Below are 20,263 nucleotides of genomic sequence, written 5' to 3'. Positions count from 1 at the left end.
GGCGAAGTGGCGCCATTTGACTTCAATGTGCTGCGCAAACACTTCAAGGGCCCGTACATCGCCAATCTGGCCTATGACAAAGCGAAAGGCAACGCGGCGATTGCCAGCGGACATGCTGATGCCATTGCCTACGGCGTGCCTTTCCTGGCGAACCCGGACCTGGTGGAACGCTTCCGCCAGGATGCCGCATTGAATACGCCGGATCAGGCCAGCTTCTACGGTGGCACGGAAAAGGGCTACACTGATTACCCAACGCTGCAGCACGCTTAAGCGCTTATCGCCCCATCCAGCCCCGATCTGATCAGGGCTAATTTACATAAGAACAAGGAGTATTCATGAAGAAGCCAGCTACTACGCAAGTCCCTGTGGCCGACATTATCGCCAACCGCTGGAGTGGGCGTGCTTATGACGCAGCCAAAGCGGTCAGCCGTCAGCAGATCATCAGCCTGCTCGAAGCCGCGCGTTGGGCACCATCCTGCTTTGGTGACCAGCCATGGCGCTTTATTGTCTGGGATCGCAACCATGATGCCGGCGCCTGGCAGCAAGCCTTCGAGTGCCTGGTTGAAGGCAATCAGTCCTGGGTGCGCAATGCGCCTGTGCTGTTGCTGGTGACCGCTAATACGCTGTTTGATCACAATGGCAAAGAAAACCGCTGGGGTAGCTATGACGCAGGCGCCGCGGCTGAAAACCTGTGCCTGCAGGCGGAAGAGCTCGGCCTGATGGCGCACCAGATGGGCGGGTTTGACACGAAAAAGACGCGCGAAGTCTTTGCTATCCCCGAGCAGTTTCAATTGATGGCCATGATTTCGGTAGGCTATGCCGCGGATGTCTCCACGCTTTCCGGTGATATTCTTGACCGTGAAACCGCACCGCGGGCACGCAAGGCTCTGGGCGAGATCTTCTTTGATGGGGCGTGGGCCAAGCCAGTGGCCTAAGCCGTGACTTGATTGATCGCAGGCTGGATATCGATTCGGGGCGCCTTTGGGTGCCCCGAATGCTTTTTCATCTGCTAGAATCGCAGCCTATTTACTATAAAAGCAGGGGTCGGATCATGGCAGTGGTAACCTTAAACCGCAGTAACTTTAAAGACACGATCGTCAACAATGCCATCGTCATTGTCGACTTCTGGGCGCCATGGTGTGAGCCTTGCGTTAACTTTACCGACATATTCACCGCAGCTTCCGAGAAAAATCCTGACATCGTATTTGGCATGGTGGATACGGATGATCAGCCTGAGATCGCAGAGTACTTTGAAGTGAAAAAAGTGCCTGGCATTCTGGTGATTCGCGAGCAGGCAGGCATTCATGCGCAAATCGGCGAGATCGGTGCCCCAGCGCTGGATAAACTGATTGAATGGACGCGCGACTTCGACATGACACAAGTACGCGCTTATCTGGCGGAAGAAGATGCCCGTCTGGCGAAAGAAGCTGCCGCCAAGTAATTCCCGGATATTCCATCCATTTACATCGGCTGCAGCATGTCTTGAGCATGTGCTGCACCCGATGTCATTCCACTAGCGGCGTTCGCCGCCATGGTCATAAACTTCCGGTTGTAACCAGGCGATACAGAAAGTAGATGCCTATGCCCATCATGATATACATGGGCAAATCGCCACGGGTAGAGGCTTTGCCGTCAGTCGCCGTGCCCAGCCAGCGGTTGAACAGATAGAGCGCGAGCAGCGCCAGCGGGATGGAGAATATCCCCAGTGGGGAATCCAGCATTTTGGTGAATAATTGCTTCAACAGTCCGTTGTCGCGAAAAATCTCCACCGCCAAGCCAACAATACCCAGCAGCATGATGCCGATTTTGACGACCGCCAACAGGGTGCTTTTCAATGAATCCGGTTTTTCGGGCTGACTGGTTTTCATGATACAGACACTCCCATTGAAGCTCGGTTAAGGATTGCTGCCTGGCAGGTATTTGGCGGGATCGACCGATTTTCCCTGCTGGCGTATTTCAAAGTGCAGCTTGACCTTGTCGGTATCGCTATTGCCCATCTCGGCAATTTTCTGGCCGCGGCTGACCTGCTGGCCTTCCTTGACCAGAATCTGGTTGTTATGCGCATACACCGAGAGATAGGTCTTGTTGTGCTTGATAATCACCAGCTTGCCATAACCGCGCAGGTCAGAGCCGCTGTAGATCACCTTGCCGGGCGCGGCTGCCACCACGGGCTGCCCCTGGGAGCCTGCAATATCAATCCCTTTGCCACTGCCTGTATCGCTGAATGTGCCGATGACCTTGCCGTTAGTGGGCCATATCCATTCCAGGGATTCGTCGTTGCCAGCAGCGGCAGTATCCGTTTTGGCAGCGGTATCAGCAGGCTTCGCGTCGGCGGGTTTGGTCTCTGCGGGTTTAGCCGTGTCACTTGGTGCAGCTGCAGGGGCTGTTGTTGCTATTACCGCTGGTTTGACCGGGGCTACCTGCATGGCCTGCTCGCTATAGGGCACGCGCAATGCCTTGGGTTCGCTCAGCACCGGAATGCCGGTGGCCGGGCTGGTGGCGGAGGCGGGAGCGTTACTGTCGCTGCCCAGGGGGCGGATCACGACATTGCCATCGCCACTGCCCAGGGGCGCTGTTACGACGCCAGTCGAGGGGTCGGTTGATTCTTTGCTGTCCAGCGACTTCAGCTGTAATTGCTGGCCGATGCGAATGATGTAAGGCGGAGCGATGTTATTGGCCTGTGCGATTTCCTTGTAGTCATAGCCATACTCTAGGCCAATGCTGAAAAGCGTATCGCCTTTTTTCACGGTGTAGCGGTCAGGGCGCCAGTCTTTGCCGGCCTGATTGGCCGCAGCGGGACTGGAAGATTTTACGGTGGGTGCCTTGCTGGTGGGCGGCATGCGATCTATGACAGGTGCTGGCTCGTGGGTAGCGCAAGCTGCCAGCAGGAGCGTGCACGCAACAGTCAGATAACGAAAAACAGGTTGTATACTCAAATGATGGTTTCCACTCAATTCGTTCCGCCCAGCAGAGGGACGAATTTCACCGGCTCGAGTTTGGTTTGCCGGTATTCGCTGCCACTGGTGGTGGCAACATGTTCAATCAGGTAGAGGATTTGTTCTTCGGTGCCCACTGGGATCACCATGCGCCCACCTATCCCCAGCTGTTCCAGCAGCTCTTGCGGTACATGGCTGGCAGCCGCTGTGACAATAATGCCATCAAATGGTGCCAGCTCGGGCAAGCCCATGGTGCCATCTGCATGCTTGAGCTTGATGTTGCTCATGCGTAACTCGCGTAGGTGGCCGCGGGCTTTCATCAGCAGGGGGCGTATGCGTTCGACCGAGTAGACCTCTTTTGCCACCTTGGATAAGACCGCTGTCTGATAACCGCAACCCGTGCCGATTTCAAGCACGCTGCCCAATGGTTTGCCTGCCCGCAGGAGTTCCGTCATGCGGGCCACGATATAAGGCTGGGAGATAGTCTGGCCAAAGCCGATAGGCAGTGATACATCTTCATAGGCACGCGAGGATAAAGCCTCATCGACAAAAATATGGCGTGCAATGCTGCCCATGGCAGATAGCGTGACTTCATCGCGGATACCTTGCTCACGCAGACGCGCCAGCATGCGCTCGCGCGTACGAAGTGAGGTCATGCCTATGCCACGGATTACGCTACTCATGGGTGTTGATCAGAAATCTAGCCAGGTTTTCAGGGAGCTCAGCTGGTTGTAATGCGTCAGGTCAATCTGCAAGGGTGTCATGGACACGCGGTTATTGGCCACGGCATAAAAGTCGGTGCCATCCCCGGCATCCTGCGCTGCTCCGGCGGCGCCTACCCAGTACACGGTTTCACCGCGTGGCGTGGTCGACTTGATCACGGGTTCTGCCTTGTGGCGTTTGCCCAGGCGCGTAATCACGCGGCCTTGCAAGGCATCGTAAGGCACATCGGGAATATTCACATTGAGCAGCATGGGCGGTGGCATGTCTTTTTTCTGGATATGCTGTACCAGCTCAACGGCGACGCGGGCGGCGGTCTCGAAATGCGCAGGGTTATGCTGCGACATGGAGAATGCAAAGGAGGGCACGCCAAGCAGATAGCCTTCCATGGCGGCTGCCACGGTGCCGGAGTAAATCGTATCGTCACCCATATTGGCACCATCATTGATGCCGGAGATTACCATGTCGGGCAACTGGTCCAGCAGACCGGTTACGGCGAGGTGCACACAGTCGGTCGGGGTGCCGTTGACGTAGTAGAAACCATTGAGCGCCTTGCGTACGGTCAGCGGGCGATCCAGGGTGAGGGAGTTGCTGGCACCACTGCGGTTGCGCTCGGGGGCGACCACGACGACTTCAGCGATCTTGCTGATGTGCTCGGCCAGAATATTGAGACCAGGCGCAAAGTAGCCGTCGTCGTTGGATAGTAGAATTCTCATGCAATTATTATAAGGGAATAATGACGGCGTTGGGGCAGGCTTAACGCGATTGGTCAGCTTTGATGTTGGCCGTGTGCGGCCGCTTTATTGGCTGCAGGAACCATATGGCCGGGGCGAGTAAGGCGGGCATAAAAAATCGCGCAGGTGAAAAATACCAGCGTCAACGCCACTTCCATCAGTGCGAGGCTGGCGGATAATCCTGTGTCTGCCCATGCGCGCACGCAGCCTTCGGTAAAGTAAAACAGAATAAACATGCAGGACCACTGATAGGTGTAACGCTTGCCGCGCAACACCCCGAAAAGTGCTGGCAGCAGGAAGGCCGCTTTCCAGATCAGCATGGAGCCACCCGGACGCAATGGGGCGAGCCATCCCTCCCAGGCCAGACACAATAAAATCAGGGCAATCAGACTGATGCTGGCGCCGAGTCGCAGGCCTTTGATCATGGGCGGCATGCCTTTGCCATCGCCACCAGCGCCTGACGTGCTTGCATGGCATCCTGGATAGGCTGCTCGAATTCAAAGCGCAGGATGGTGGGCGGCTGTTGTGCGCTGGAGGCGCGTACATCAAACCCCAGGCTGTCTATGCCTATCATCTCAGCCTGTTCGGCATCCATCTGGTGGTAGTGCTTGCAATAGTCACACAGATTGTCTGCGTGGTCCGCATTCATGTGCTCGATGATGCCAGTTTCCTGCTGAGAAAGCGCAGGCAACGGGATAGTAAGTGCGGTGCCTTCTTCCCAGCCCATTTTGCCAAAGCCCGCGATGTAGCGCGCTTGCACCGGCGTAATGCGATAAAACGAAAAATCATGCATATCAAAATAGCCCGCGGCTTGAGGGAAGTAGCGCAAATAGCGTGCACGCAGATCCGCATCGGCTTTGTCAGCCGCCAGCGCTTGCCCGAGCACGGTAAGGCGCGCATTGGCCTGCATGTCATCGGCATCATCCAGCACGATCAGTGAAACATGCGGGTTTTTCAGGATGTTTTTGGTGTGCTCGGCCAGCGTGCTGATCAGAATGACAGGGCAGCCGCTATGGTCCGCCACAAAAGGCGCGATGGAGCCAAAGGGATATCCCGCAAAGCGCGCCGAATGGGTGGATAGCACGCCTTTGCGTGAACGATGCAGAAATTGCCGGGCTTCAGTGCTGAGGTTCATGCATTAGGCTTTGCGTTCGGAGTTGCTGCAAGGGTCTCGAGTCAGGCGATAAGCTTGGCTGCGGTGCTGGCCAGGCGCTTGCCTAGGGCAATGCAGAGCTTGCGCTCATCTTCGGTAATCGGCCGGTCATCGCTTGCGCCACCGATATGGCTGGCGCCGTATGGCGTGCCGCCGCTGGTAGTAGATGCCAGCGCTGGCTCGGAATAGGGCAGGCCGACAATCAGCATGCCATGGTGCAGCAATGGCAACATCATGGTCAGAAGCGTGCTTTCGTTACCGCCATGTTGCGAACCAGTGGAGGTGAATACGGCGGCAGGCTTGCCGATCATCGCGCCCTTAAGCCACAGGCTGGTCGTGCCATCCAGGAAATATTTCATGGGCGCTGCCATATTGCCGAAACGGGTGGGGCTGCCCAGGGCAAGGCCCACGCATTCTTCCAGGTCTTTCAGCTCCACATAGGGCGCGCCTGTTGCCGGGATATCCGGCTCGGTCGCTTCGCAATTGGCCGAGACTTTAGGCACGGTGCGTAATCGCGCCCGCATATCCGGCACGCTATCAATTCCTCGGGCAATGAGTTGCGCCATGTCGCGCACGGCGCCGCCCTGTGAATAATACAAGACCAGTATGTCGCTCATTTCTTGCGCTTGTCCTTGATGCGTTGCTTTTGCGTGTCGGCTTCAAACAGGCCGGTGGCCTTGATCAGGTCGCTGAATTTACCGTAGCCATAATTGCGCGAGTCGAATGCCGAGAAGTTTTTCACGATGTGTTTTTTGACTTCGCCCATATGGGCAAAGCCATCATCGTCCGACAGGGCTTCAATTGCTGAGCGTATCAGCGTCACCAGTTTGGTGTCCATCGCCAGTTCCTTGGCGCTTTTGCGGATGCCCGGGGCGGTGGCAGGCTCAACGGCAGAAGGTCGTGCAACCTTTGCTGTTCTGCCCTTGGTCGCTTTGGCAGTCTCATGGACGGGTGGCTCCGGCTCGATAGGGGCGCTATCTGCCAGCTTGTTCTGCGAGAGAATTTCGATATAAATGAACTGGTTGCATGCTGCCATCAGCGATTCAGGCGTCTTTTGCTCACCGAAGCCGTACACCATCTTGCCGGACTCACGAAAACGAATCGCCAGACGGGTGAAGTCGCTATCGCTGGACACAATGCAGAAACCATCCAGAGGTGCCGTATACAACAGATCCATGGCATCAATGATCAACGCGCTGTCGGTGGAGTTTTTGCCCTTGGTATTGGCGTATTGCTGTATCGGCTGTATGGCGTGCTTGGGCAGGATTTCTTTCCAGCGGTTCAGCTGGTTTTGCGTCCAGTCACCATAGATGCGCCGGACGCTGGCATCGCCAAACTTGGAAATTTCCTCGAACAGCTCGTCGATGATGTCGATCACCTTGAAGGTATTGTCCGCGTCTATCAGCACTGCCAGACGGGGATTGTTACGGTCGGTGATCATGCCATGCTCGATCAAATGCGTTTGGCCAGCTCAACGGCCTTGCCGATGTAGCTGGCGGGGGTCATGTCGAGCAACAATTGCTTGGCATCCTGCGGAATTTCCAGGTCCTGAATGAACGCCTGCAGGGATTCCTTGCTGATGCCGCCCTTGCCACGCGTCAGCGCTTTCAGCTGTTCGTAGGGGTTGGCAATGCCATAACGACGCATCACGGTCTGGATCGGTTCGGCCAGCACTTCCCAATTGTTGTCCAGGTCTTCCAGCAGGCGAGCGCGGTTGGCTTCCAGCTTGTTCAGGCCTTTAAGGCAGGAATCGTAGCCCAGCAGGGTGTAACCCAGAGCGACACCCATGTTGCGCAACACGGTGGAGTCAGTGAGGTCACGCTGCCAGCGCGAGATCGGCAGTTTTTCTGCCAGATGGCGCAGCACGGCATTGGCCAGGCCCAGATTGCCTTCGGAGTTTTCGAAGTCGATTGGGTTGACCTTGTGCGGCATGGTGGAAGAGCCGACTTCGCCTTCTTTCACCTTCTGCTTGAAGTAACCCAGGGAAATGTAACCCCAGACATCACGATCCAGATCAATCAGGATGGTATTGATACGCGACAGGGCATCATACAGCTCGGCCATGTAGTCATGCGGTTCAATCTGAATGGTGTAGGGGTTGTAGGTCAGCCCCAGTGCAGTGACAAATTTCTCGGCAAAGCTTTCCCAGTCAAAGTCAGGGTAAGCCGACAAGTGCGCATTGAAATTGCCCACAGCGCCATTGATCTTGCCCAGAACTTCCACCTCGGCCAGCTGCTTGTGCTGACGGCGCAGGCGGTAAACCACATTGGCAATTTCCTTGCCCAGCGTGGTGGGGGAGGCAGGCTGCCCGTGTGTGTGCGACAGCATGGGCGCATCGGCCAGGTCGTGTGCAATCTCGGTCAGGCGCGTGATCATCTGCTCCAGCATGGGCAGCATTACCTGGTCACGGGCGGCCTTCAGCATCAGGCCATGGGAGAGATTGTTGATGTCTTCGGAAGTGCAGGCGAAATGGATGAATTCGCTGACCTTGCGGATTTCGCTATTGCCGTCGAATTGCTCCTTGAGCCAGTATTCGAGGGCTTTTACATCGTGGTTGGTGCGCGATTCAATCGCCTTGACCTGTGAGGCTTCCACTTCGCCAAAGGTGGCGATGGCAGCATCGAGGTCCTGGATGGTTTGGGGGCTGAATGGGGCGATTTCTGCCAGGGCAGGTTCGGCCGCCAGAGCTTTGAGCCATTCGACTTCCACCAGGGCGCGATGCCGAATCAGCGCATATTCGCTGAAGAAAGGGCGTAACGGATCCAGTTTGGCTTGATAACGACCATCAAGCGGTGAAAGTGCATTGAGTGATGTGAGTTCCATCAGCAGCCTTTGCTCAATTGTAAAAAGAACAAGATTTTACCCTACATCGGGGATGGGCAAAAATCTGATCATGAAATATTTGGAATGTCATGCCGATGGCGAGGCCTGAAGGCCGAGATTGGCGCCGTTGATATTGAGCGCCTGGTTGATCCATCGGGCATTCTGAAGCAATCAACGCCATGCAGGGTAATGATCATGGATGGTATCCGGGACAAGGTGTTATGTGGTTAAATAACAAGCAACTAGCGGTCAGCTCGGGTGTCTCAATCGTGTGCTGCAATCCGCTTGGCGTCAATGAAAATTTTGTTTTTTAAAATGGCGATGAATGCCATGCATGCAATCTGGAATGAAGGTGGAATCAAAATGGACATCATGAAGATCGACATGTGGAAATTGGCCGGCCTCGCCATTGCGGCCTGTGCCATTCCGGTTGCCGCCGCAGAGTCGCCCTTTATCACGGTGGAAGAGCGCCTGCAGAAAATGGATAAGGACCATGATGGCATGGTGACCGTTGATGAAGTGCGTGCGTATATTGAAACCGTGCATGGCAAGGACTTCAACAAGCCCGTGATGGATGAAATGGTGTCTGCTGCCAACAGTAAAAGCTGTGGCTCGCCATTTTCGCGTTCGTTTTACTAGATACTCTCCGAGGCGCGCCGCATCGTTTTTCTTGCTTTTCCCCTACCGTGCCTTGACGTTCGGCTAACGGCTAGCCGCTGGCAGCAATAGATTCAGGGCTTCAACATCTCATCCAGCGGGGCCGGTTTGTGACGCAGATACCCTTGCGTGTAATGAATCCCCATGCTGCGCAGCAGATTTTCAACTTCCACTGTTTCCACATATTCCGCAATCGTCCGCAGGCCAGTCCCATTGGCAATTTCGCAGATGCAGCGCACCATCGCCTGGTCGATCACATTGCTGTCAATCGCACGAATAAACTGACCATCAATCTTGAGGTAATCCACGTCCAGATTTTTGAGATGCCCAAACGAGGATACACCACTGCCAAAGTCATCCAGTGAAAAACGGATGCCAAAGCGGCGCATGGAGGCAATAAAACTATTGGCGTCGGCCAGATTGGTAATGGCGGCTGTTTCCGTGATCTCAAAACATAGTTTGGAATAAGTCGCTGGCGTGGAAATGATCAGCTCCAGCATGTAGTCATGAAATGCCCGATCGCCGATGGATTGCCCCGAGAGATTGACTGACAGCACATCAATATGGTCGATCGCATGCTCATGCTCCACGAGCCAGTGAAGTACGCGTTTGGTTACCCAGCGATCGATGCGAGAGGTGATGTGAAAGCGCTCCGCGGCTGGCATAAAGGCGCCGGCAGGGATCATGGCGCCATTGCCATCCGGCAGGCGTAGCAGGATTTCGCCATGGATGCCGCTGTTTTCGGTTAGAGGAAGAATGCGCTGGCAATACAGGCTGAAGCGGTTTTCTTCCAGGGCAAGCTCCAGGCGATTTACCCACTGGATTTCTTCATGATGTTTTTTGATGGCAAAGTCGGTATCGCGATAAAGATGCGTGCGGTTACGTCCTTCCTGCTTGGCGGTGTAGCAGGCAGCGTTGGCAATTTGCAGCAGAGCGCTGATGTCCTGCCATTGATGATCTATCCTGACCAGGCCGATACTGGCGCTGACATGAAACCGTTTTTGCTCATGCGCGAAGCGGAACGCCTCGATCCGGCTGCAAATGTCGTCGGCAATCTTGCCAGCGGCATCGCTATCGCAACATAACAGCAGAATGGCAAACTCATCTCCGCCCAGCCTTGCCAACAGGGCGTCTGCGCTGAGGCAGCCACGTATTATGGCGACGATCTGTTTCAGCAGCGTATCGCCCACTGCATGGCCGCAGGTATCGTTGACAATCTTGAACTGGTCCAGATCAAGATACATGAACATATGCTGCTCACCCTGTGTGTGGGAAGAAGTGAGCGCCGCCTGCAGGCGTGTTTCAAGCGTGCTGCGGTTGTGAATGCCCGTCAGTGGATCCAGTTCCGCATGGCTAGTGGTGACCGCTTGCCCGTGTTGCAGCACGATGATGGTGCCTGCTTTTTGCCGATCTTGTGGCCGGATCGGCGTGACGGTGCTGCTCATGATGTTGTGCTCATGCCCGTGTCTGGCTAGCAGGCGCAAGGGAAGGTCCAGCGTACGGTTCTCTCGCATGCTGATCTCCAGCGCTTCATCAATTGCCAGGTGCAAGCTGCCTTCCACCAGGCTTATAAAGTCACGCAGAGGCTGGCCGCCAATATGGCTGAGTGCTTGCCCGAGCAGTTTTTCAGCTGCCGCATTCAGAAACTCGATATGGCCGCGGTGGTCAGTCGTAATGACAGCATCGCGCACGGCTGACAGCGTGGTGTGCCAACGCTGCTGTTCCAGCAGGAGGGCATGGCGTATGCGATTGTTTTCGGTCAGGTCATGTACGACGCGTGAAGCGCCTATCATATTGCCCAGGAGATCCCAAAGCGGGGTGAGGGTGTTAAGAATGAGCAGCATGCTGCCATTCTTGTGCACCTGCTCGGTCTCAAAGTGCATGATGCATCTGGCTTCTCGCAGCTTGCTCAGGCGGTTTTTCTCCATAGCCTGCTGATCGTGTGTGCACAGGGCGCTGAATGGCTGGCCGATGACTTCCAGCGAAGAGTAGCCAAACATATCTTCTGCGCGCTGGTCCCACCCGGTAATGATGCCATCCAGGGTTTTTCTGATATGGGCGCCTCTGGAAGACTTGATTATTTCTAGCGGTGGGTTAGATTTCATCATGGCCTGTTTTTACTGAAAATGGCGATGTGGTTTATCAAGGGCTGGAGGCGCATGAGGAGGTCAGCGATGCCGTTTTCGAGATTTGCCTGAAGGGAGGCCGGGAATAGATGGATGAATTGCCTGCATCTCTTTGGCTTGAGCCGCATGCAGCGGTAGTATGATGAGTAACGAATTCAGGCTAAGGGGGGCGTATTTGCCAGGCAGGCAATGATCGTAACGCTGCAGTAAGTCATTCTGCATGGTGATACCCCCTTAATCCAATGGCAGTCATTGGTAAATTATTCCGCCTTGCATCCATGATGTTGGATTTTGCAAGGTTAATCATTCAGCGCGGCCTCCCTGTAAAAGCCGGAAGGCGGAGTTGAAGAGTGGCTAAAACCGAAGCGCTAAGGGAGTGGGCATGAAGCAGCCCATTAGAATGGATTTGGCGATAAAGGCTGAATCCATACGCGGACTGAAAGCGATTGCACCCCCTTGTGCGGTTTTAAATTTCGCTTGATTTGCTTGAGCAATCTAAGCGTTTTTGGTTGTGAGGCAATGTTAGGAAATATTTCTCAACTTGTCAACACGATCTTGTGAATTTTTACGAATAAAAACCAATACCAATAAATATATATAAGAAACATATAGTTAAATAAATACGCATGCCTAACATTTTCCCAACATTTTTATCCACCGGGACGAATCCATATGGGCATTAAGCAATGGTTTTCCGCTTCCGAGTTGGCATTGCTCTCACAGCATTTGGTGGTGAGGCTGCCAAACTCCGTTCGCGGCTGCAGAGACAAAGCAAAAAGAGAAAGCTGGCCATCTCGTCAAGTAAATGGCAAGGGCGGCCCCAATGGCATTCTTAATGAATATCTGCCGCCTCCCGAGCTTACCGAGGCCATTAGTGTGTTTCTCGAGTCACGGCCGGATTTTTTTGGCTCCGCACCACGCGTCAAGATGGTGGAGGTTTTTCACGATGAAAGCTTATGCGTGGAGCGCTATTGTGCTGACCATGCCTCTTCGAGCCAGCTGCTGATCCATGAAAATCATCTGATCAAAAAAGTCGAGCTCAATGCTGACTCCGGGCTGGGCGGCGTGCCATCCCGCTACCTCAAGCTGGTGCATGTGTATGGGGATGGCATGGAGCCCTTGTTGAGCGACGGCGATGAGGTATTCATTGATATCCGGTGCAATGCCTTTGATGGAGATGCGCTGTATGCCATTCGCCAGCATGGACGCATCATGATCAAGCGGGTGCAGGTACGTTTGGATGGCAGCGTCGCGATCAAATACGACAACGATGGCGGTTTTCCCATTGAAGTCTATTCAGCAGAAAACGCCAAAGACGTGGAGGTCGTGGGCAAAGTCATGCCCTTCAAGTTCGGCAAGTTTCGCGCTTAACGCGTCGGGCACCAGTTTGGGGCGCTTGCCTGACTAAGCGCCCCTGAAGTCTAGGTGCCTGGTGCCGAGATGATCCATCGCACTTTATGGCCTGCGGCCTGTTGGTTCTTGCGGCTTGCCGCCGATGTGGCGAGAAGATCCCAATAGGCGCGGCTTCCTGACTTTTGCCCGCGGCTTGACTACGGCCGACTCAACCATTGCAGGCACAGTCATTGCATATAGTTTGCATGTTGCTGCCTGCAGGATTTATAGCGCTGGCAGCGCACTGTATAATCCCATCATCTATTACTTATCCTCGAATGAGTGCCATGCTGAAAAATTACCGTGAACATGTAGCCGAGCGTGCCAATGTCGGTTTGCCACCTTTACCCCTTACCGCTGAACAAGTAGCCGAACTGGTCGATCTGCTGAAAAATCCGCCCGCCGGTGAGGCTGAAGCCTTGCTCGAGTTGCTGGCAAACCGCATTCCTGCCGGGGTGGACCAGGCTGCATACGTCAAGGCCGCCTTCTTGGCCGACATTGCCAAGGGTAGCGCCACATCGCCGCTGGTGAGCCCGGCCAAGGCTGTGGAGCTGCTCGGCACCATGCTGGGAGGCTACAACGTGCAGGCACTGGTGGAGCTGCTGGATGGCACCATGGCGGAAGATGCGGTCAAGGCACTCTCCAGGACGATACTGATGTTTGATGCCTTCCACGATGTTGCCGAGAAGATGAAAGCGGGCAACCTGCATGCCAAGAAGCTGGTTGAATCGTGGGCCGCTGGCGAGTGGTTTACCAACCGCCCAGCCTTGCCTGCTGAAATTCGTGCCATTGTGTTCAAGGTGCCGGGCGAGACCAATACCGATGACTTGTCGCCTGCACAAGAGGCTTGGTCGCGTCCGGATATCCCGCTCCATGCCAAGGCCATGTTGGTCAACAAGATGGCCAATGGCTTGCAGACCATCCTGGATCTCCAGCAAAAAGGTCTGCCGCTGGCTTATGTTGGTGATGTGGTGGGTACCGGTTCCTCACGCAAATCCGCCATCAACTCCGTGCAGTGGCTGATGGGCGACAATATTCCGAATATCCCCAACAAGCGCAGCGGCGGCATTGTACTGGGCGGCAAGATTGCCCCGATTTTCTTCAATACAGCAGAAGATTCCGGTGCATTGCCTATCCAATGTGATGTTGGCCAGATGAATACCGGTGATGAAATCGTCATCAAACCATACGAAGGCAAGGTACTGAATGCTGCGGGCGAGGTGATCTCCACGTTTGATCTGGCGCCATTGACCATGCCGGATGAAGTGCGTGCTGGTGGTCGTATTCCATTGATTATTGGCCGGGGCCTGACCACCAATGCTCGCCAGCTGCTGGGTCTGCCCCCATCTGATCTGTTTATCAAGCCCATCGCCCCCAAAGATACCGGCAAGGGCTACACCCTGGCACAAAAGATGGTCGGCCGCGCCTGTGGCTTGCCAGAAGGGCAGGGCGTGCGCCCCGGTACCTATTGCGAGCCGAAAATCACGACCGTGGGTTCGCAGGATACAACCGGCGCTATGACACGCGATGAGCTGAAAGAACTGGCTTGCCTGGGCTTCTCGGCGGATCTGGTGATGCAGAGCTTCTGCCATACTGCCGCTTACCCCAAGCCGGTAGACATCAAGCTGCAGCACAGCCTGCCCGAGTTCATGTCCAGCCGTGGCGGCGTCAGCCTGCGCCCAGGCGATGGTGTGATCCACTCCTGGCTTAACCGCCTGATCTTGCCTGACACCGTCGGTACGGGGGGGGACTCGCATACCCGTTTCCCGATTGGGATTTCTTTCCCTGCCGGCTCTGGCCTGGTGGCGTTTGCCGCCGCCATGGGTGCCATGCCGCTGGATATGCCGGAGTCCGTGCTGGTGCGTTTCAAGGGCGAAATGCAGCCCGGCATCACCCTGCGGGATCTGGTGAATGCCATTCCTTATGCTGCCATTCAAAAGGGTGATCTCACCGTAGGCAAGCAGGGCAAGAAGAATGTATTCAACGGGCGTATTCTTGAAATCGAAGGCTTGCCTGACCTGAAGGTTGAACAGGCATTCGAGTTTGCCGATGCCTCCGCCGAGCGCTCAGCCAATGGCTGCACGGTCAAGCTCAACAAGGATCCGGTGATCGAGTTCCTGCAGTCCAACATCGTGCTGATGCAAAACATGATCGACAACGGCTATGCCGATGCCCGCACCTTGCAGCGCCGTATCGAAGCCATGCAGGCCTGGCTTGCCAGCCCCAACTTGCTTGAGCCGGATGCCGATGCTGAATATGCCTATGTGCTGGAAATCGATCTGAACGACATCAAGGAACCGCTGGTGGCCTGCCCCAATGACCCTGATGACATCAAGCCGCTTTCTGCTGTCGTGGGCGACAAGATAGACGAAGTGTTTATCGGCAGCTGCATGACCAACATTGGTCACTATCGCGCCGCTGCCAAGGTGCTCGAAGGCTCAGGCGGTATTCCCACCCGCTTGTGGATTGCGCCACCTACCCGCATGGACGAAAACCAGCTGCGTGATGAAGGCGTGTATTCCGTCTTCGGCGTGGCTGGTGCACGTACCGAAGTGCCGGGCTGCTCGCTGTGCATGGGTAACCAGGCGCGCGTAGCCGACAAAGCGACCGTGTTCTCCACCAGTACGCGTAACTTTGATAACCGCATGGGCAAGGATGCCCGCGTATATCTGGGTTCTGCCGAACTGGCCGCTGTGTGCGCCCGTCTGGGCCGCATGCCGACGCCTACCGAGTATCTTGAAACCGTGGGCGACAAGCTCAGCAAAAACGCCGACAGCATCTACAAATACCTCAATTTTGACCAGATGCCGGAATACACCAAAAAGATCATCCCGATTGCCGAGGTTATCTAGCAGCACATTGGTGAGGTTAAATCAGAAAAGCCGCGAAAGCGGCTTTTTTGCTGTCTGTAATTCAGCATTTTCGAGCATGAAGGCATGCTGCTAATCCAGCTTGGCGCTGCATTGCCGTGATGATTGACACAAAAAGTCAGTCGGCATGCCATGCATGCGTGGCTGCTGTTATATAGTGCTTGCTGGCATGTACGGCTTAATACGTTGCGTGCCATCAGTACTCGTCATGCTGATTTTTCCATGCTGTTCAATCTCAAATCTACATAGAAGAATATGAAAAAAATAGCCCTCTTGGCATTAGCCACCTTAGTTATTAGCGCCTGTTCGATTCAGGAAACCTCACGAACCCTCCCGGTAGCCAAAGTCGCAACCAGTGACACTGTGTATACCGGTAAGAAAACAACCCTGTCGATAGGCAAGTTTGACAATCGCTCCAGCTTTTTGCGCGGATTGTTTTTTGATGGCGTAGATCGGTTGGGCGGGCAGGCCAAAACCATTTTGCTGACCCATCTGCAGCAGTCCAATTACTTCAATGTCGTGGAGCGGGATAATCTGGCTGAAATTGCGCAGGAAGCTAAATTCAACCAGCAGGCACAGACCATCATTGGTTCAAATTACGTGGTGGTGGGGGATGTCACCGAGTTTGGCCGCAAGGAAGTGGGTGACCAGCAGTTGTTCGGTATTTTGGGTCGAGGCAAATCGCAGGTCGCTTACGCCAAGGTCAACCTCAATATTGTCAATGTAAAAACATCACAGGTTGAATTCTCTGTGCAGGGTGCTGGCGAATACAGTCTCAGCAATCGCGAGGTTATCGGCTTTGGTAGCACTTCAAGTTACGACTCCACGCTGAATGGCAAGGTGCTGGATCTGGCAGTCCGCGAAGCCGTCAATAATCTGGTGGCGAGTGTTCAGAATGGCAGCTGGAAACCAGAGTAAAGGCAAGCATATGAAACTATCCTTTTTTCATGCGCTGCCTGTGCTTGCCCTGTTGGTGTTGAGCGGCTGCGCTAATGAGCCCAAAACGCTCTATGGCTGGGGCGGTTATCAAGCGCAACTGAATCATTATTTCAAAGCAGACTCGGCGCCCGAGCAGCAGATTACCGAGCTTGAGTCCGAGCTGGCCAAAATGGAATCCAAAGGCCAGAAGCCGCCTCCGGGATATCTCGCGCATTTGGGATTTCTATATGCATCCGCTGGTAATGTGGGGAAATCTGCTGAGGCATTTAACAACGAGAAAAAACAGTTCCCGGAGTCTGCGGTGTTCATGGACTTCATGCTTAAAAAATTAACGGCAAATGCTCAATAATGAAGACACTAATCCAATGTTTTACAGCAGGCATGCTGCTGGTCATGCTCCTGCTTTCGGGGTGCGCAACCACCGCTGGCTATAATTATTCCGAATACCGTCAGGCGCGGCCATTATCCATACTGGTATTGCCACCTATGAATAGCTCGGTTGATGTGGCAGCGAGCTACGGTATGTTGTCACAGGTAACCTTTCCGCTAGCGGAGTCTGGTTACTATGTCGTGCCAGTGGCCGTGGCAGCCGAAACGTTCAAACAGAACGGCTTGAGCAACCCAGGCGATGTACATGGTTTACCCATCGAAAAGCTGAGAGAGATTTTTGGGGCGGATGCTGCTTTGTATATTGATGTGAAAGAGTATGGCACGTCGTATAAAGTGATTGCCAGCGATACTGCCGTCAAAGCTCAGGCAAAACTGGTGGATCTGCGTTCGGGAAAACTGCTGTGGGAAGGTGAGGCCAGGGCTTCCAGCCAGGAAAACCAGCAAAACCAGGGCGGGTTGATTGGTGCGCTTGTTTCTGCTGTACTTAACCAGATCATGAGTAATCTTACTGATCAAAGTACGCGTATTGCTGCGGTAGCTTCCAACCGTTTACTGGCAGCAGGTCGCCCCAATGGCATGCTATATGGGCCACGTTCGCCACTTTATCAAAAAGACTAAAATCCACTTAGTATCAAAAACAAAAAGCGCTTCATGGCGCTTTTTGTTTTATGCCAATACACCTAATTGCTCACCGGTTTTTTCTGATGAGTAAAGCAAGAATTTATCTTGAGATACATCGTCATACGTCATATGGCATTAATTGGCTGGGTGATATGAATTTCAAAAGAGTGGGCACGCGATACTGCTTGATGGTGATGCTGGTGCTGGGATTTAGCCATGCGCACGCCGAGCCGCCAGCAGGCGCGGTGACGGTTGAGTTCGTTCAGCCTGAGAAATTCAGGGATGCGAGCGATGACAATTTTGGCGGATATAGTGCGTCTACACTGGCTTCGCTACGAAAGTATATCGAGCGCACGGCCCCGCGCTATTTGCAGGCGGGCCAGCAGTTGAGCATTCAAATTACCGATATTGACCTTGCCGGTAGCTTTGAACCCTGGCGCGGTCCTGGTCGTGATGTGCGCATCGTGCGCGATGTGTATCCGCCACGCATCAATCTGCAATTTGAATGGCGCGATGCCGATGGGCATGTTCTTGGACAAGGCGAGAAAAGCTTGCGCAACCTGGCATTCCAGATGACGACGGTGGCACGGGGCAGCGACGCATTGCGCTACGAAAAAGCGCTGATCAATGATTGGCTGGCGACTGAATTTTCGCCATCCAAGTAAGCCTCAAAACAAGGTGAACGCTTTTGCGATCAGCGACTTGAGGGTGGCGAGGTTGAGGTTCTCAGCGCGTAGCCGATCCAGTTTTTGTTTCAGCGAAGGCGCGCCTGCGAGAATACGGGACGATACGGCCTGATCCTTGATCTGGCTGCGGATGATCTCGTCAAACTCGCTACCCGCACGCTCGGCGTGTTCCATTATCAGTTCCAGCAAGCGCGCCGCCGATATCCGCAACACTTCACGGTTCAAGGTGTATTCGGCGTGATGCCCGCGTGATTTCAGAAAATTTTCCAGTTCGCGTCGCTCTAGCGGGTCTTCGAGCGAGATATCAATTTTGCCTTCGCTCAGCTCGGCAAATTGCTGGCTGCCGATAAGCCGCTCCACCACGCGCGCCAATATCGCCCGCGGGTTGATGTCCTGATGGCGCAAGGCGGCATTGAGCTTGAGTGATTTAATGCGCGATTCGGGGATGCCAAAGGTATTGGCGAGTTCGTAGTTGGATTTGCCCCTGTGCTCGGCCGCCTGGGTCAGGGAATGAAAGACAAAGAGATCAATCTCGCGCTTGGGCAGGCTGCCCAATCCCATGGAAAGATAAAGCGTGAGAAAGTCGTCGGCAAACGCGATTTTTTCCTGTGGCGTCATTGATCTTCCTTTGCGTGGTGGCAGCGGTTTACCCGAACTGCGCGTTTTTTGATCTGCAAATGGACTGCAAGCCGCGTGAGCGGCTTGCAGGAGATACATCAGATTTAGTGCTTATTGTCCGCGTGCGTCATCAGGCGGTCTATCCAGGCAATTGATACGGCTGACAACACAAAGGCCATATGGATGACTGTTTGCCAGAGCATGGTCTTGTCATCCAGATTGGGCGCATTGATGAAGGTCTTCAGCAGATGAATCGATGAAATGCCGATGATGGCCGTGGCCAGCTTGACCTTGAGCAGATTGGCATTCACATGCGAAAGCCAGTCGGGTTCGTCTGGATGGCCTTTTAGGTTGAGGCGCGAGACAAAGGTTTCATAACCGCCCACGATCACCATGATGAGCAGGTTGGAGATCATCACCACATCAATCAGGCCCAGCACAATCAGCATGATGTCGGCTTCGTGCATGTCGGGTACTTTTTGCACCAGATGCACAAGCTCGACCATGAAGTGAAATACATACACCCCCTGGGCCACAATCAGGCCAAGGTAGAGCGGTAATTGCAACCAGCGGCTACCAAACAGTATGGTGGCCATCGGGTGCATCTTTTGCGGGGTATTGCGGGTGTTGCTAGCGGTCGCCATGAAGGTTCCTCGTCAAAATAAAATCGGTATGGGCCTTGCTGCCTGAAGTCGGGAAGATGCAGACATTATGCATGATGAATACTCATTGCCGATGGATCAGGGGATCTGATGCTCCAGTGTGTAGCTGGCACCGTCGTCCTGCCCAAGAGACTCGACCAGCCAGGGTAAAGTTTCTTGCAGTGTGGCTGGCAGCGTCCATGGCGGATTCACAATAAAGAGCCCGCTGCCATGCATGCCAAAGCCTTCTTCCGATGGGCGTTGCACTGTGAGCGTCACATGCAGCCAGCTGGGCAGTTGCAAACGCTTCAGCTTGTCTATCATCTGCTTGGGTTCGGCACGCTGCAGCAGGGGATACCAGATAATGTAAGTGCCAGTGGCAAAGCGTTGCAAGGCATCTTGCAGGGCCGTGACCACGCGCTGGTAATCCTGCTTTTCCTCATAGGGAGGGTCTATCAGTACCACGGCGCGGCGTGGCGGTGGTGGCAGCAGGGCCTTGATGCCGGCAAATCCATCATCGGCAAACAGCATGACCTTGCGCCCGCCATGCTGGAAGGTCTGGCGCAGCAGCTTGAAGTCATTGGGGTGCAGCTCAAACAGGCGCATGCGATCTTCATCCCGCAGGCAGGCTTCGGCAACGGCAGGGGAGCCGGGGTAAAGGCGCAGCTTGCCATCCGGATTTTCCTGCCGGATCAGGTGCACATATTCCGCCAGCGTTGCGGGCAGGTCGGTGGCTTGCCACAGGCGCGAAATACCGCTTTCAAATTCGGCATTTTGCATGGCGTAGCCAGTATCCAGTGCGTATTTTCCCGCGCCAGCATGGGTGTCGATATACCAGTAGGGTTTGCCCTTCTGGCCGGTGTACTGTAGCACTTGCATGAGTACAAAATGTTTAAGCACGTCGGCATGATTGCCAGCGTGAAAGGCGTGACGATAACTCAGCATGTGCTTCTTGGT

The 20,263-nt window shown here is 54.5% G+C and carries 22 protein-coding genes and 1 pseudogene; 10 read left to right on the top strand and 13 right to left on the bottom strand.

Annotation, left to right across the window (positions count from 1 at the left end; genetic code table 11):
- The 3 genes and pseudogenes from LG204_RS12480 to LG204_RS12470 form a co-directional block, all read left to right on the top strand.
- Positions 1 to 270: pseudogene (locus LG204_RS12480) on the top strand (alkene reductase); the annotation flags it as partial.
- Positions 271 to 335: 65 nt separating this feature from the next.
- A complete protein-coding gene (locus tag LG204_RS12475; RefSeq protein ID WP_230337579.1) occupies positions 336 to 935 on the top strand; it encodes a nitroreductase family protein in 600 nt (199 codons plus the stop codon).
- A 116-nt stretch (positions 936 to 1,051) separates the two neighbouring features.
- On the top strand, positions 1,052 to 1,441 hold the full coding sequence (locus LG204_RS12470) for a thioredoxin family protein (RefSeq protein WP_230337578.1): 390 nt from the start codon (positions 1,052 to 1,054) through the stop codon (positions 1,439 to 1,441).
- 94 nt (positions 1,442 to 1,535) lie between these two features.
- Here the strand turns inward: LG204_RS12470 and LG204_RS12465 are convergent, their stop codons facing one another.
- The 9 genes from LG204_RS12465 to purB are packed head-to-tail and all read right to left on the bottom strand — an operon-like array spanning position 1,536 to position 8,366.
- A complete protein-coding gene (locus LG204_RS12465; RefSeq protein WP_230337577.1) occupies positions 1,536 to 1,868 on the bottom strand; it encodes a hypothetical protein in 333 nt (110 codons plus the stop codon).
- Between the two features lie 27 nt (positions 1,869 to 1,895).
- The gene (locus tag LG204_RS12460) at positions 1,896 to 2,954 is read right to left on the bottom strand and encodes a peptidoglycan DD-metalloendopeptidase family protein (RefSeq protein WP_407664206.1); all 1,059 of its coding nucleotides are present in this window, start codon (positions 2,952 to 2,954) and stop codon (positions 1,896 to 1,898) included.
- Entirely contained in the window at positions 2,951 to 3,619 is a 669-nt protein-coding gene (locus LG204_RS12455) for a protein-L-isoaspartate(D-aspartate) O-methyltransferase (RefSeq protein ID WP_230337575.1), read from the bottom strand. The genes LG204_RS12460 and LG204_RS12455 overlap by 4 nt, the downstream gene beginning before the upstream one ends.
- 9 nt (positions 3,620 to 3,628) lie before the next feature.
- On the bottom strand, positions 3,629 to 4,372 hold the full coding sequence (gene surE / locus LG204_RS12450; RefSeq protein WP_230337574.1) for a 5'/3'-nucleotidase SurE: 744 nt from the start codon (positions 4,370 to 4,372) through the stop codon (positions 3,629 to 3,631).
- A 53-nt stretch (positions 4,373 to 4,425) separates the two neighbouring features.
- Positions 4,426 to 4,815 (bottom strand): DUF2069 domain-containing protein, encoded by a 390-nt coding sequence (locus LG204_RS12445; protein ID WP_230337573.1) that lies wholly within the window; start codon positions 4,813 to 4,815, stop codon positions 4,426 to 4,428.
- Positions 4,812 to 5,525 (bottom strand): HugZ family pyridoxamine 5'-phosphate oxidase, encoded by a 714-nt coding sequence (locus LG204_RS12440; protein WP_230337572.1) that lies wholly within the window; start codon positions 5,523 to 5,525, stop codon positions 4,812 to 4,814. Before LG204_RS12440 ends, LG204_RS12445 begins: the two co-directional genes overlap by 4 nt.
- A 41-nt stretch (positions 5,526 to 5,566) precedes the next feature.
- Positions 5,567 to 6,160 (bottom strand): NAD(P)H:quinone oxidoreductase, encoded by a 594-nt coding sequence (gene wrbA, locus LG204_RS12435; RefSeq protein ID WP_230337571.1) that lies wholly within the window; start codon positions 6,158 to 6,160, stop codon positions 5,567 to 5,569.
- Positions 6,157 to 6,984 carry an NYN domain-containing protein gene (locus LG204_RS12430; RefSeq protein WP_230337570.1) on the bottom strand — a complete coding sequence of 276 codons (828 nt, stop codon included), beginning with the start codon at positions 6,982 to 6,984 and terminating at the stop codon, positions 6,157 to 6,159. Before LG204_RS12430 ends, wrbA begins: the two co-directional genes overlap by 4 nt.
- Positions 6,985 to 6,995: 11 nt before the next feature.
- Entirely contained in the window at positions 6,996 to 8,366 is a 1,371-nt protein-coding gene (gene purB, locus LG204_RS12425; protein ID WP_230337569.1) for an adenylosuccinate lyase, read from the bottom strand.
- Positions 8,367 to 8,696: 330 nt separating this feature from the next.
- On the opposite strand from purB, the gene LG204_RS12420 reads away from it, so the two are divergent.
- Positions 8,697 to 9,005 carry a calcium-binding protein gene (locus LG204_RS12420; protein ID WP_230337568.1) on the top strand — a complete coding sequence of 103 codons (309 nt, stop codon included), beginning with the start codon at positions 8,697 to 8,699 and terminating at the stop codon, positions 9,003 to 9,005.
- A gap of 92 nt (positions 9,006 to 9,097) precedes the next feature.
- On the opposite strand, the gene LG204_RS12415 is transcribed toward LG204_RS12420, so the two are convergent.
- Positions 9,098 to 11,131 carry an EAL domain-containing protein gene (locus LG204_RS12415; RefSeq protein ID WP_230337567.1) on the bottom strand — a complete coding sequence of 678 codons (2,034 nt, stop codon included), beginning with the start codon at positions 11,129 to 11,131 and terminating at the stop codon, positions 9,098 to 9,100.
- A 690-nt stretch (positions 11,132 to 11,821) separates the two neighbouring features.
- Between LG204_RS12415 and LG204_RS12410 the strand changes: the two genes are divergently transcribed.
- From LG204_RS12410 to LG204_RS12385, 6 genes are all read left to right on the top strand, one after another.
- Positions 11,822 to 12,520, top strand: coding sequence for a S24 family peptidase (locus LG204_RS12410; RefSeq protein WP_230337566.1), 699 nt, complete (start codon positions 11,822 to 11,824; stop codon positions 12,518 to 12,520).
- Positions 12,521 to 12,828: 308 nt separating this feature from the next.
- Positions 12,829 to 15,393: a bifunctional aconitate hydratase 2/2-methylisocitrate dehydratase gene (gene acnB / locus LG204_RS12405; protein ID WP_230337565.1), complete on the top strand. Its 2,565-nt coding sequence runs from the start codon at positions 12,829 to 12,831 to the stop codon at positions 15,391 to 15,393.
- Positions 15,394 to 15,666: 273 nt separating this feature from the next.
- A complete protein-coding gene (locus LG204_RS12400; protein ID WP_230337564.1) occupies positions 15,667 to 16,329 on the top strand; it encodes a CsgG/HfaB family protein in 663 nt (220 codons plus the stop codon).
- Entirely contained in the window at positions 16,307 to 16,699 is a 393-nt protein-coding gene (locus LG204_RS12395) for a DUF4810 domain-containing protein (protein ID WP_230337563.1), read from the top strand. The genes LG204_RS12400 and LG204_RS12395 overlap by 23 nt, the downstream gene beginning before the upstream one ends.
- Positions 16,699 to 17,358 carry a DUF799 domain-containing protein gene (locus LG204_RS12390; RefSeq protein ID WP_230337562.1) on the top strand — a complete coding sequence of 220 codons (660 nt, stop codon included), beginning with the start codon at positions 16,699 to 16,701 and terminating at the stop codon, positions 17,356 to 17,358. Before LG204_RS12395 ends, LG204_RS12390 begins: the two co-directional genes overlap by 1 nt.
- Before the next feature lie 155 nt (positions 17,359 to 17,513).
- Positions 17,514 to 18,026, top strand: a complete 513-nt coding sequence (locus LG204_RS12385) for a DUF3016 domain-containing protein (RefSeq protein ID WP_230337561.1) — start codon at positions 17,514 to 17,516, stop codon at positions 18,024 to 18,026.
- A 3-nt stretch (positions 18,027 to 18,029) separates the two neighbouring features.
- Here LG204_RS12385 and LG204_RS12380 read toward each other — a convergent pair whose 3' ends face one another.
- The 3 genes from LG204_RS12380 to LG204_RS12370 form a co-directional block, all read right to left on the bottom strand.
- Entirely contained in the window at positions 18,030 to 18,665 is a 636-nt protein-coding gene (locus LG204_RS12380; RefSeq protein ID WP_230337560.1) for a hypothetical protein, read from the bottom strand.
- A gap of 104 nt (positions 18,666 to 18,769) precedes the next feature.
- Positions 18,770 to 19,309: a TIGR00645 family protein gene (locus LG204_RS12375; RefSeq protein ID WP_230337559.1), complete on the bottom strand. Its 540-nt coding sequence runs from the start codon at positions 19,307 to 19,309 to the stop codon at positions 18,770 to 18,772.
- Positions 19,310 to 19,405: 96 nt separating this feature from the next.
- Complete coding sequence (locus tag LG204_RS12370) at positions 19,406 to 20,251, bottom strand: 23S rRNA (adenine(2030)-N(6))-methyltransferase RlmJ (protein ID WP_230337558.1); 846 nt, start codon at positions 20,249 to 20,251, stop codon at positions 19,406 to 19,408.
- Between the last annotated feature and the right edge of the window lie 12 nt (positions 20,252 to 20,263).

The sequence above is a fragment of the Methylovorus menthalis genome (genome assembly GCF_020523625.1).
Taxonomy (GTDB): Bacteria; Pseudomonadota; Gammaproteobacteria; order Burkholderiales; family Methylophilaceae; genus Methylovorus; species Methylovorus menthalis.
This window is presented reverse-complemented; position numbering and strand designations above follow the sequence as displayed.